This window comes from Streptomyces aureocirculatus (assembly GCF_000720475.1).
GTDB lineage: Bacteria > Actinomycetota > Actinomycetes > Streptomycetales > Streptomycetaceae > Streptomyces > Streptomyces aureocirculatus.
Window position 1 is genome coordinate 15,221 of record NZ_JOAP01000002.1, and the last position, 12,648, is coordinate 27,868.

General features: G+C 68.7%; 10 protein-coding genes. 5 read left to right on the top strand and 5 right to left on the bottom strand.

The annotated features are described in order from the left end of the window. Window positions 1-449: 449 nt before the first annotated feature. Window positions 450-992: an RICIN domain-containing protein gene (locus IG78_RS0102055; RefSeq protein ID WP_157855742.1), complete on the top strand. Its 543-nt coding sequence runs from the start codon at window positions 450-452 to the stop codon at window positions 990-992. A gap of 432 nt (window positions 993-1,424) precedes the next feature. Here IG78_RS0102055 and IG78_RS0102065 read toward each other — a convergent pair whose 3' ends face one another. The 4 genes from IG78_RS0102065 to IG78_RS0102080 all read right to left on the bottom strand — a co-directional run bounded on the left by IG78_RS0102065 (window position 1,425) and on the right by IG78_RS0102080 (window position 7,789). Then, window positions 1,425-2,828, bottom strand: a complete 1,404-nt coding sequence (locus IG78_RS0102065; RefSeq protein ID WP_037685486.1) for an MFS transporter — start codon at window positions 2,826-2,828, stop codon at window positions 1,425-1,427. A gap of 197 nt (window positions 2,829-3,025) precedes the next feature. Beyond that, window positions 3,026-4,678, bottom strand: coding sequence for a tannase/feruloyl esterase family alpha/beta hydrolase (locus tag IG78_RS0102070; RefSeq protein WP_030559264.1), 1,653 nt, complete (start codon window positions 4,676-4,678; stop codon window positions 3,026-3,028). 126 nt (window positions 4,679-4,804) lie between these two features. Further along, complete coding sequence (locus tag IG78_RS0102075; protein ID WP_030559265.1) at window positions 4,805-6,682, bottom strand: helix-turn-helix domain-containing protein; 1,878 nt, start codon at window positions 6,680-6,682, stop codon at window positions 4,805-4,807. 198 nt (window positions 6,683-6,880) lie between these two features. Next, window positions 6,881-7,789 carry a 3-hydroxyacyl-CoA dehydrogenase family protein gene (locus IG78_RS0102080; RefSeq protein WP_030559266.1) on the bottom strand — a complete coding sequence of 303 codons (909 nt, stop codon included), beginning with the start codon at window positions 7,787-7,789 and terminating at the stop codon, window positions 6,881-6,883. 563 nt (window positions 7,790-8,352) lie between these two features. Between IG78_RS0102080 and IG78_RS43795 the strand changes: the two genes are divergently transcribed. The 4 genes from IG78_RS43795 (at window position 8,353) to IG78_RS0102100 (ending at window position 11,730) form a co-directional block, all read left to right on the top strand. Next, the gene (locus tag IG78_RS43795; protein WP_051852300.1) at window positions 8,353-9,150 is read left to right on the top strand and encodes an esterase/lipase family protein; all 798 of its coding nucleotides are present in this window, start codon (window positions 8,353-8,355) and stop codon (window positions 9,148-9,150) included. A gap of 189 nt (window positions 9,151-9,339) precedes the next feature. Beyond that, a complete protein-coding gene (locus tag IG78_RS0102090; RefSeq protein WP_030559269.1) occupies window positions 9,340-10,098 on the top strand; it encodes a CoA transferase subunit A in 759 nt (252 codons plus the stop codon). After that, entirely contained in the window at window positions 10,095-10,745 is a 651-nt protein-coding gene (locus tag IG78_RS0102095; RefSeq protein ID WP_030559271.1) for a CoA transferase subunit B, read from the top strand. Before IG78_RS0102090 ends, IG78_RS0102095 begins: the two co-directional genes overlap by 4 nt. Before the next feature lie 109 nt (window positions 10,746-10,854). Continuing rightward, entirely contained in the window at window positions 10,855-11,730 is an 876-nt protein-coding gene (locus tag IG78_RS0102100; protein WP_063760688.1) for a poly(ethylene terephthalate) hydrolase family protein, read from the top strand. Window positions 11,731-12,089: 359 nt separating this feature from the next. Here IG78_RS0102100 and IG78_RS0102105 read toward each other — a convergent pair whose 3' ends face one another. Then, window positions 12,090-12,533 (bottom strand): MarR family winged helix-turn-helix transcriptional regulator, encoded by a 444-nt coding sequence (locus IG78_RS0102105; RefSeq protein WP_030559274.1) that lies wholly within the window; start codon window positions 12,531-12,533, stop codon window positions 12,090-12,092. Window positions 12,534-12,648 lie beyond the last annotated feature (115 nt).

The following is a 12,648-nucleotide window of genomic DNA, read 5'->3' on the forward strand; positions in this document are numbered from 1 at the left end:
ATACGCGGTCAGGCTTGAGCCAGCCGTGGCGGTGCGCGAACTCGGCATACACAGAGGCAACGCCGTACTCGTAGTAGCGCTCCGGGATCAGATCGCGGAACACGCCAGGGACGCCGGTCCTTGACCAGGCCCCGCGGTCTTCCCAGATGCGCTGTGGTCAGCCAAGGCCCCGGGCTGGCGCTCCACGAACAGTGAAGCCGCAAGCGATCTGGAAGTAGTAGGCACCCCAAAGTCTCCCGCGGATGCCGCCGGATCGCGGACATGGGCCGGCGCCCAGCCATCCTCCACTGGGTCTCCCCCAAGTACATGGGGGCTGCTATCTGAGGTCGAGACAACTGTTGGAGTGAGGACGGTACTCGTTCGAGGGGTTTGGCTTCTCAACTCCGTTCCCTCACGTCTGCGTTGGGGAATCGTGGTGTCCCGAGACACCACTTGGAACAGGAGGAATCTTGACGCTATCGCGTATGCGGCGGGCACTGGCTCTTGCCGGACTGCTCGCGGCACTGGCATCCATCACGCCGAGTTCGGGCGCCGTCAGCCGGGCAGCCGATCCCTCGCGACCCGCTGCGGTCGGTCCCTTTCAGGTAAAGAACCAGGGCACCGGCCGCTGCATGGGCATGCCGCCGGGCGACGACCGGATGCGGGTGTGGAACTGCACCAGCGAGCCGTACCAGCTCTGGGACCTGATCGCCGACGGCCGTGGCCGTTACCACATGGTCACTCGCAGGGACGGCCGCTGCCTGGCCGGCCACGCCAACGGGCCCGCCGGCTGGGCCACATGGCTGAGCGACTGCGACAGATCGTTCACCAACGTGGATCAGCTCTGGTATGTGGACCCCGCCCACAGCGCAGCCCCCGAACGGATCGCCAACCTCTTTGGCCGCGCCCTCGAACCCGACCGCGGATGGGGTGGGGCGAACGAGTCTCCGGTAGTGACCAATGACTACGACGGACGGCCCAATCAGCGGTGGACCCTGATCTACGGGCCGTGAAACCGGCGCCACTCCTGCTCGGGGTCTGCCCCCACGAGTCCTCAAGGTCTGTCGAGCGGACCATCAGCGGAGCCAGAGCCGGATCGCCGCGAGGGTGACCGTCCCGTGCGACGCGAAGGTGACCGTGCCGTGACAGACGTACGCTCGCTTGTCGTATCTGGTCGCCACGGCCCGGAAGCCCTTGAGCGCATTGATGGCACTTCCCGAAGCGTGCGGGCAAGTCACGCCACGGTATGCCCGTCCGCTGGCGGAAGAGAATGCCGTTGACGGCACGACAAGCGGGATACCGATCGAAGACCTCCTGGCTATCAGGAATGAAGGTCCACTGCCGCAGATTCCGCCGCAGCTCGGACTCGGTCAGCCACCCCGTCCTGCCGCTGTGGCGCCCGGTGGTGTCCATGGCCGAGGCGCGCTCATCTGGCCGCAGGGGTTTCAGGCCGTACGTATCGAGTGGTCACCGGCCGACGCCGACTCTGTTTCGTAGGGTTCTGTGTCCGATTCGTAGGGTTCTGTGTCCGAGAGATCTCGGTGACGGGTCTCGCTGGCACAGCCAAGGGCGATGACAGTGAGCAGAACGGCGGCCATGACGTACAGGGCGATGGGCGCGGCGCTGTTGTACTCGGCGAGCAGAGCGGTGGCGATGAGCGGGGCCGGGGCGCCGGCGGCCACGGATGAGAACTGAGCGCCGATCGATGCTCCGGAGTAGCGCATGCGGGTGGCGAACAATTCGGAGAAGAACGCCGCCTGAGGGGCGTACATGGCACCGTGGAAAAGGAGGGCCACGGTGACGGCTGTGATCATTGCCGCGAAGGACTGCCGGTCGACCAGGGTGAAGAAGGGGTAGATCCAGATTCCCGTACCGAGGGCGCCGATGAGGTATACGGGGCGGCGCCCGATCTTGTCGGAGAGGGCACCCCACAGGGGGATGGTCACGAAGTGGACGGCGGATGCGATCAGGACGGCGTTGAGCGCGGTCTGCTTGCTGGTGTCGGCGTGCTCCGTCGCGTACACGAGGATGAATGCGGTGACGACGTAGTAGGAGATGTTCTCCGCCATGCGGGTGCCCATGGCGATGAGGACATCGCGCCAGTGATCGCGCAGGACGGCGAGTATGGGCGGCTTCTCGCGGGGGGCTCGTGCGGTCTTGCGGCGTTCGGCCGCCGCGAGGGCGGCTTTGAACACGGGCGATTCGTCGACGGACAGCCGGATCCACAGTCCGACGAGTACCAGCGCGCCGGAAAGCAGGAACGGCACCCGCCAACCCCAGGAGTTGAACGCCGCGTCCGACAATGTTGCCGTCAGCGTGGCGAGGACGCCGGTGGCCAGCAACTGCCCGGCCGGCGCCCCGGTCTGCGGCCACGAGGCCCAGAAGCCGCGTCGGGCGGCGTCTCCGTGCTCCGCCACCAGCAGCACCGCGCCGCCCCACTCGCCACCCAGGGCAAATCCCTGGACCAGGCGCAGTGCGGTAAGCAGGACGGGGGCGGCCGAGCCGATGGTGGCGTGGGTGGGGATCAGACCGATCAGGAAGGTCGCGCCTCCCATCATCAGCAGGCTGTAGACGAGGAGTTTCTTGCGGCCCAGCCGGTCGCCGAAGTGGCCGAAGACGAGGGCGCCGATGGGGCGGGCGGCGAAGCCGACGGCGTAGGTCAGGAATGACAGAAGCGTGCCGACCATGGGATCGGAGTCGGGGAAGAAGAGTTTGTTGAACACGAGTGCGGCGGCCGCGCCGTAGAGGAAGAAGTCGTACCACTCGATGGTGGTGCCGATGAGGCTGGCGGCCACGATCTTCTTGAGGCCGCCGGGGGCCTGGGGCTGTGCTGAGGGTGGGGACGGCATGTGAAGCACCACTTCCGGGACGGTGGCTGAAGTTGTGTTCGGTCTCGCACCAGAGTGGGACCGTTGGCCCGCTATCCGTTATGTGTGCGGCGACCACTGCTCCTGCGCGGATGTCCTCACCGCAGCCATATCGGGGCGTGCGTGGCCTCTGCCGCACTGTGTCGCCGAGCGGTTCCCCCGGTGGCGCGCGAGCAGGGTCAGGTTCGTGGCGGTGCGTTGTGACAGGTGAAGCTGTGCGCGGAGGTGGGATCGCCGTGGCCGCGGTATTTCGGCCAGGCGGGGAAGGCGCACAGCGGCCGGGTGCGGGCGTTTGCGGCGGGGTTGGTGTCGGTGACGACAGGCCGTGAGGGCGCCGTGCCGTCCTCTGCCCAGGTTTCCAGGGCGCTGAGCGAGTCGTAGCTTGCCGCGAAGGAGGCGTCGACGTGGTTGGCACCCGGTATGAGATAGAGCCGGGCGAAGGAGCTGGTGGCGTGCGGGCCCACGCGTCTTTGGACGCGTCGGAAGTACTCGGCGGTGGAGCGGTGGCTGACGAGTTCGTCGGCGGTGCCGTGCAGGAGGAAGAGTTTTCCCCCTGCCTCGGCGAAGCGGCGAAGGTCGGGGTCGTTGACGTCCTGCAGGGCGGAGAGACCGCTGATGCGGTGCTGCCAGGCGCCGGGGCGGCGGGGGTCGACGGCCAGCGGGTCGTGTGCGGGGTCGCGGGTGACGAAGTACCGCACCCACTGGTCCCAGAACTGGACGCCGTAGCCGCTGTCCTTCGGCATCGGGTGGCCGGGGGCACGGGTGCCCATGCCCAGCAAGGGGGTCGTCATGTCGGCGCCGGAGAGGAAGGGGAAGCCGGGATAGCCGGTCTCGCCGCTGGCCAGACGGTATTTCCACCGCAGTGGGGAGGAGAGCGCCGCGACGGCCTGGATCTGGCGATCCGACAGGCAGGTGTCAGCGGTGTCCTTTCCGCCCGGGCAGCGCAGGGTGAGAGGGTGGAAGCGGCAACCTGACTCGTTGGAGATGACGCCGTCGTGCAGGCCGTCGTCGCCGTCGCAGGACCTGATGACGCCGCGGTACAGAAGGTCCTGTTCCACCGGGTTGAGAAAGGCCCCTGGACGGGAGAGGATCTGGGCTTCGTAGCCGAAGAAGAGGTTGAGGCCGACGGCGTTCCAGGCGGGGTAGGCGGCGATGACGCCATCGAAGTCGGTGGGCCATCGCTGGGCGACGGCAAGTGCTTCGCGCCCGCCGCTGGAGCCGCCGGCGATGTATCTGTGGGCGGGAGCGGTGCGGTAGTACGCGCGGATGATGTGGCGAGCGGCGTCATGGGTCTTCTTCAGTGCGTCGCCCGCGAAGTTGCGCACGGCTTCGTCGTTGACACCGAAGGAGCCGTCCAGGGAGGTGACCGGTTTGAAGTCTGGGGCCGCCTGGTGGCCGGAGTCACTGGCGTAGGTGGCATAGCCGCGGCTGAGCGGGCGCGGCCGGCTGGTGGGGCCGAAGGGGACATTGCCCGTGACATCGGGGATGGTGCCGTCGTAGCCACCGCCGCCGAACATCATCGACTTCTTGTTCCACTGTCGGGGCAGGGCGACGCGCAGGGTGATGTCGGGAGCCCGCGGGTCCACCGGGTGGATGACGGCGTCGACACGGCAGTACGCGCCGGTCGCCGAAGTTCCGCTGACGGTAGGGGGAATGGCGTTCGTTGCGCTCACCTCGCCGCCCGTGGTGGGCAGCCCGATCGCTGAGGCGGGCAGCCGCAGGCCGCGCAGCCTGTCGCAGTCGGTCGGTGTCCGGGCGGCATGTGACGGGAACGGGATCGCGCCGCTCACCAGGACGCAGACGAGCCCTGTCGCGGCAATGGACTTCTTCATGGCGTCTCCGTCGCTCATGCCTCGTGTCGCGAGGCGCAAAGGTTACGAAGCGTGCCGCCGAGGGCTGCATGGACTGGGCGCGCGCGGGGGCTGCCTGCGAGGTGCGCCGGTCCGCGGGCGGGCATGTCAGGGCTTGCTGACTTTCAGCAGCCGCAGGGCGACCTGGATCTCCAGGAGCCGTTCCGGGTCGCGCCAGGTGGCGCCGAGGAGCTGGTTCACCCGGGCCAGGCGTTGGGTGACGGTGTTCACGTGCAGGTGCAGTTCGCGTGCGGTGTTGCGGGCGTGCCGGCCGGTGCGGCAGTACGTGTCGAGTGTGTGTACCAGGTCGGAGGGGTGGGTGCGGTCGTAGGCGATGACCGGGCCGATGACGGATTCGATGAAGGAGGCGGTGGTGGGCTCGCCGCTGAAGAGGGCTCCGACGAATCCGAGTCCGCGTGTGTCGGCGACCTCCCCCGTTCTGCCGAGGGCGATCAGAGCGTGCAGACAGTTGTCCGCCTCGCGGAAGGCGGCGGCGATATGGCCGAGGTCCGCGGCCCACGCTGTCCCGGCGGTGACGGGGCGGCGTGAGGTCCGCGCGAGCTCATCCACGGCTCGGCGCGCCATGGCCTGGGGGTCGTCTCCCGGCAGCAGGAGGACGACGGTGTTGCGCTGAGAGCTCGCCAGGCCGTGGGAGCGCCGGGCGATGGCCGCGGCGGCGGCATACACCCGCTCGCGCAGTTCGTCGTCGATCCGGGCCACCACCAGGGTGTGACAGGTGGTGAGGTCGACGCCGAGCAGGGCGGCCCGGTGCCGCAGGAGGTCGTGATCCTTGCTGTGCGCGGTCAGCAGGTCCCCCAGGAGTTCTCCGCGTACGCGCGCCTCGGCCTCCGCCATGCGTCTGCGGGTGACGAGCACGAGGGAGGCCACCAGTGCGGCCCTCTCCAGGATGCGCCGGTCGGTGGCGTCGACCTGCGCGGTGGCGGTCAGGATGATCGTTCCCAGGGGCTCGGACTCGGTGATCAGGGGAACGGCGCACCGCGTCGCGCGGACCACGGTGTGCCCCGCCTGCCAGGCGTCCGCGCTGAGCCGGCCGAGTTCGCAGGCCGGTACCGCGTCCCGATCGCAGGACCGGGCCACGATGGTGCCCTCCTCGTCGAGGACGACCACTGTGCCGGCGACCGCGGTCGCGGTGGCCTGGACGACTTCGTCGACGCCGTTGCCCTGGATGACCAGGCGAGTGAGGCGTTCGTGGACCTCCGCGGTGCGTTCCAGGTCCGCCATGTGGGAGCTGATGGTGTCGTTGGCGATGCGCAGTTCGGACACGGCCTCTTGGGCGGCGCTGAGCAGGCGGCTGTTCTCGATGGCCACGGCGGCGTGCGAGCCGAGCATCATCAGAACGGTGATGTCCCGGCTGCTGAATTCGCGCTGGCTGCGGTGTGCGGCCAGCAGGACGCCGATCACCTCTTGATTGAGTTTGACCGGCACACCCAGCAAGGACTCGATCCGCTCCGCGGCAACGGTCTTGTCGATCTCACAGGTATGGGCGAAGGAATCGTCGGTGAGGTACGAGGCGACGGAGTACGGCTCGCCTGTGCGCGCCACGATCCCGCCGACGCCGGTGCCGACCGGCAACCGCAGTTCACGCAACAGGCCGGAGATGTTGCCGGCGGTCGCCTTGATGTAGCTGTCGCCGCGGCCGCGGTCGCTGAGGCTGATGTAGGCCAGGTCGCAGTCCAGCAGCCGCCGTGCCCGGTCGGCTATCGCTTGGAGGATGGGGTCGAGGGCCCTCAGGGAGGCCAGGTCGTTCGCGGTGTCGTTGAGGAGCTGAAGTTCCGCCTCGTTGCGCCGGTGCCGCAGCAGCCTCTCCCGTAGACGCAGCGCGATCGCCCGCTCCTCCTTCAGCGCGTCGAGGCGGCCCACCGGCTCCCCCGTGGCACGTGCCGCCGCGAGCACCTCGTCGAAGGACTCCATGTCGGCGTCGTTGAGCAGTAGTTCGAGGAAAGACATGCCGTATGTCTGTGCCATCGGCCCTCCGTCGAGCTGTGCCCTTGCGGTCCGGCACAAGTGTCGAGCTGTGCGCTTACGGTCCGGCACAAGTGTCGAGCTGTGCCCTTACGGTCCGGCAAGTATGGCGCCACATCGCTGGAGGGGCACCGCAGCGATCTGAAGCGAACCGCCCTCCGCACAACGCGTCATCGCCGACCCCGCGGCCGGCTCTGACACTCACGGTTCGACGAGGTTGCGGCGAATGCCGTTCACCAGGCGCTGCGCCACTTCTTCGGCCCGCCCGGACGGCCAGGTCAGCAGCCCGCTCCCGGAGGCGCGGCCTCGCTGTCCGGCGTTGAGTGGCTCGTCGAGCGCGGGGAAGGTGACCGCGGACGACAGATGGGGCGCCAAGCTGTCGAGGATGTTCCTGGTCAGGTCCAGTCCGATGAAATCCGCGTTCTCCATGGGGCCGACGGCCGACCAGCGCAGGCCCAGGCTCGCCCGCACGACCGTGTCGACCGTCACCGGGTCGCAGACTTCCTGCTCCAACAGATGCAGTGCCTCCCGTACCAGCGCGAACTGGAGCCTGTTGCCGATGAATCCCGGGACATCACGGTGCAGGCGCACCGTCGTCCTCCCCATCCGGTTCAGCACGTCGCACGCTTCCTGCACGAACCGGTGGTCCGTTTCCGCGCCCGGGGCGACCTCGACCAGCGGAACGAGGTAGGGCGGGTTCCACCAGTGCACTCCCACCAGCCGTTGCGGATGCCGCATGCCTTTGGCCACTTCGGTGACCGAGAGCACCGAGGTGTTCGACCACACCGGCATCACGGCCGGGATCTTCGCTTCCAGTGCCTCCAGGACCCGATGCTTGACGTCGAGTCGCTCAGGGACGGCTTCGATCACGGCATCCACGCGCGACGACATGTCCGGCAGGCTTTCCGCCGCTGTGACGCGTGCGGTGACCGACCCGACATCGCCCGGCAGCATGTCGCACCTTTCGAGTGCCCGCACGATTCGCTCGTCGAGTGAGGCAAGGGTCGCGGGGTCCGTGTCATACACGACGACACAGTGCCCCGCCTGGGCGAGGGCAACAGCGATTCCGTGCCCCATGAGCCCGCCGCCGAGAATTCCGAACCGGGTCATTGCTGTCCTCCAAGACTGGGCGGATGTATGCGGTGACGTGTGCCCTCGCCGCACCTGAGCGCCACAGGCACAAGGCGAGGTGCGCAGCCCGCAGAGGCCGGAGCGGCAGAAGGTGGTGCACACGTCGATGGCTCGGACGTCTGCTCACACGACAGGCGGCGACCTGCACAACCACACAGCGTGGGCAGCCCGCCGCGCCGCCAAGACGGTACGACGCCGCCACAAGGCGCTACGAGAGGAGCAGCGCACATATGTGCGGCGCTGGACGTGTGCGCAATGCCCACATGGCACCCGGGGGGAGCGCCGTCGGGTCGCGCCGCCGACACCGCGTGTGCGGGCCCCGCACTCACGCCTGACGCGCACCCGGGCCGGTGGTGCCGAGACGTAATGGCTGGGGCGGACACCACGGGCGGCGAAAGATGTGCACCGCGCCCATCTGCCCACCACGACAGGTGGTTCTAGCGTGCTCCGTGTCACACCACCCCACCACCCCTGTCGGCGTCCCACCGGGTGCGAGCCGCACATAAGCCCTCGGTGACCGTACGACGGTAAGGAGCACCCCCATGCTGTTTGCGTCCACCAGTCTCAGCGGGACGGCATCGACCCACACCGGGAACCGGCCGGCAGCCCCCGCGCGGCGGCTGCTCAGCGCCTCGCTCGCGGCCCTGCTGACCACGAGCCTGCTGGGCCTGGCTACCCAGGCATCCAGCGCTTCGCCCCGGTCGGCCCCCGCCGCCGGACACGACCCGGTGATCATGATCCCCGGCATGACCGGCTCACCGGCCAACATGAACACCATGAAGTCCAGTCTGCAGACCGGCGGTTGGCCCTCGAACCGACTGTTCACCTGGACCGACAGCAGCTCGATGACGCAGGACCTGGCCAAGGCCGCACAGGAGCTCTCGGCCAAGGTCGATCAGGTCCGCGACCAGACCGGAGCCGCCAAGGTCGTTCTCGCCACGTGGTCCGCCTCCACCCTGGCCGCCCGGTACTACATCAAGAACCTCGACGGCGCGGACAAGGTCTCCCAGTACATCGGGTTCGCCGGACCGCAGCACGGCACCGCCAACAACGGCTGCCAGTGGTATGTGTCCTGCCAGCAGTTCGCCTCCCCGAACACCCCGTTCCTCCAGGCCCTGAACAATCCCTCCGAAGTCCCCTTCAACGACAAGATCGACTACCTCACGATCAGGTCGACCGCGGACTACAACGCCACCCCGACCGACACCGCGAAGCTGGCAGGCGCCGACGAGAACTATCTGATGAGCGGGCCGATGGCACCCAACCACCTCAGGATCATCTCGAACGCCACGGCGTTGGCGAAGATGCGCTCGTTCATCACCGCGCACGAGAACGCCTGACACACCGCCCGGTCGAGGGAGCCGTGCACCGGCCGTGCCGGGCGCCGCACCCGACGGCTCCCGGCACGCCACCGGCTTCACCCCGTCCTCCCGCCGACCTCGACCTCCGTGCCCTCCGCGGCGGACCGACGCAGCACTTGTCGGTGCGGCCGATCCGCGGTGCGCGGCACACGAAGGGCCCTATTCCCCATGAACAAGACGATGCCTTCGGCCTCGCGAGCAGTGGCCGGCATCCCCGCCGGAGTGTCTCTGGCCGTCGGCGGCTTCGGCCTCAGCGGCGTACCCGACACGCTCATCCGGGCGCTCCACGAGCAGGGCGCAGATGACCTCGAAGTGGTGTCCAACAACTGCGGTGTGGACGGACGCGGCCTGGGGGTCCTGCTGGGCTCGGGCCGCATATCGCGCGTCACCGGCTCCTATGTCGGTGAGAACAAGGAGTTCGCCCGCCAGTACCTGAGCGGGGAACTGGAAGTGGAACTGGTGCCCCAGGGCACGCTCGCCGAACGGCTGCGGGCCGGCGGCACGGGTGTCCCCGCCTTCTACACCCCGGCGGGGGTCGGCACACAGGTCGCCGCCGGCGGACTGCCCTGGCGCTACGCCCCCGACGGAACGGTCGCGCTCGCCTCACCGCCCAAGGAGACCCGGGTCTTCGCCGGACGCACGTACGTCTTGGAGCACGCCATCACGACCGACTACGCGCTCGTGCGGGCCTGGCGCGGCGACCAGCACGGCAACCTCGTCTTCCGCCGGGCCGCCGCCAACTTCAACCCGCTCGCGGCCATGGCCGGCCGGACCACCATCGCCGAGGTCGAAGAACTGGTCGCACCCGGCGAACTGGACCCCGACCACATCCACGTGCCGGGCATCTTCGTCCAACACGTCGTCCAGCTCACCCAGTCCCAGGCGGCCGACAAGCCGATCGAGAAGAGGACGGTACGTTCCCGATGACCTGGCCCCGCGAGCAGATGGCGGCCCGAGCCGCCGCCGAACTCACCGACGGCTCCTACGTCAACCTCGGCATCGGCCTGCCCACCCTCATCCCCAGCCACCTCCCACCCGGCGTGCACGTCGTTCTGCACTCCGAGAACGGCATCCTGGGCACCGGGCCCTGTCCGTACGAGGATCAGGTCGACCCCGACCTGATCAACGCCGGCAAAGAGACCGTCACCGTCCTGCCCGGGGCCGCCTTCTTCGACTCGGCCCTGTCCTTCGGCATGATCCGCGGCGGCCACATCGACACCGCGGTCCTCGGCGCCATGCAGGTCTCCGCGCAAGGTGACCTCGCCAACTGGACGATCCCCGGCAAGATGGTCAAGGGCATGGGAGGCGCGATGGACCTCGTCCACGGCGCGCGCCGCGTCATCGTCCTCATGGACCACACCGCCAAGGACGGCAGCCCGAAGATCCTGGAAGAGTGCGGACTGCCCCTCACCGGTGAGCGATGCGTCCACCGCGTCATCACCGACCTCGGTGTCCTCGACGTGACGCCCGACGGCCTGGCCCTGGTGGAGACCGCTCCGGGCACCACCGTCGAAGACATCCGCAACAGCACGGCCGCGCCCATACTTTTCGAGCACATGTCGGCTGAGTGTTGAAGCAGGCAGGCCGCGTGGCCCGCCGATCACACGCAAGTCCCGTCCCCCCAATTCCGCTATAGACGGCACTTCTTCGAACAGACGGCACTTCTTCAAACAGAGGAGAATCATGGCTTCCCTGTCCCGAGCCCTGAAACGTCATGGTGCGAGCCGCGCCATCGGCACCGCGCTCGCAGCCCTGGCTCTGCTGGCGGCGGGCGGTGTCACGGGCACCACCGCGGCCGAGGCGGCGACCTCGACCTGCCCGTCGGTCGACGGCCAGTGGGCCGCCCCCGGCCCGTTCGCCGTCAGCTCCGCGTCCAACGGCCGGGGCACAACTGTCTTCCGGCCGGCCGACCTGGGTGCCCTGGGCTGCACCACACACCCGGTCGTCCTGTGGAACAACGGAGCCCGATCCGGTCTCGACCGGTATGCGCCCCTGCTGAACCACCTCGCGTCGCACGGCTTCATCGTCGCCGCGGCGGAGGGCAACGCGGGCACCGGAGGTCCCATGCTGAAGGGACTGGACTACCTGACAACCGAGAATGGCCGGGCGGGCAGCCCCTACCAGGGCAAGGTCGACCTGGCCCACGTGGGTGCCACCGGCCATTCCTTCGGCGGCGGGGCGGCGGTCGACGCCGGGGCCGATCCCCGAGTGGATACGATCGCGCCGATCTACCCCCTCGCGTTCAGCAGCGGTAGCCGGGTGCGGGGCCCCGCGGTGTTCTACGCCGGTCAGAACGACACGATCGTGTCACCCTCGACGGTCCGCAGGACCTACAGCCAGGCCACCCAGGTGCCTGCCGTCTACGCCGAACAACGCGGCGCCGACCACTACGGCATCCCCGGCCTGCACGGCCCCGTCACCGCGTGGTTCCGCTTCCACCTCATGCGCGACGAGCAGGCTCGTGGCCTGTACTTCGGCCCCAACTGCACCTACTGCTCGTCTTCGTTCTGGTCGGTCTTCGAGCGCAACCCCCGCGCCAAGGCCGTCCCCGGCCCCTGACCGCCCGCCACCTGGCGGCGAGTCCGACGCACCTGAGCCTGCCTGACCAGGTGCCTCAGTGTCTCGGTGGACCGGAGTGGACGCAACGCGTCTTGTCTTTCCGCTGAATTCTGTTCAGCACGGTGTGCAGCGGGTGCTGCCCGGGGAGACTCGCCAGTACACCGGTGCCGCAGGGGTGCGGTTGCCGGGTGTGTTGCTCCCACCGCCTCTGGACTCCCGCGCTGAGGCGGCGTGGAGGCGGGACGGCCGTGCGTACCACCCATGCCGCGTACGGCCGGGCCTGCCCCGAATATGCCTGTCCATTAGGGGCGGATGGGAAGAAACCTGAGTGCCCCCACAGCCCGGTGAGCCCTGTGGGGCTAGGCGAATGGTCCGTCGGTGACGAACCGGTGGAGTTGGCGGGCGAAGGCCGTCGCTTCGTCGGCCGGCCATGAGGCCAGGCTGGTCGTGATGTGGTCAGACAGGCGCCGGCGCAGTATCGCGACGGTGCGTTCGCCCTCGTCGGTGAGGGTGAGCAGGGTGGCGCGCCGGTCAGCGGGGTCAGGTTCGCGCCGTACGAGTCCGGCCGTCTCCAGTCGGGTGGCGCGGCGGGTGACGCCGGACCGGTCGATCCCCACGTCGGGCGCCAGGTCGGCCGCGCTGCGCGGCCCGGTCCTGTCCAGCCCACTGAGGATCGGATAGGTCAGTTCGTCCACCGCCTCCCCCAAGCCGACGGTCAGGGTTCGATACAGCCCCATGCGCGTACTGCGCTTGAGCAGCACACCGAGGGCGTCGGCGATCTCATGGCCCACATTTCTCTCCACACCCTCACGATAGCGTGCGCGGCGCACGCATATGGGCTACGCTCCCCTGGATGCGTGCGCAACGCACGCATGCTCCGATGTGAGGCTCTGCCCAGATGCAGTGCTCCGAAGGGAT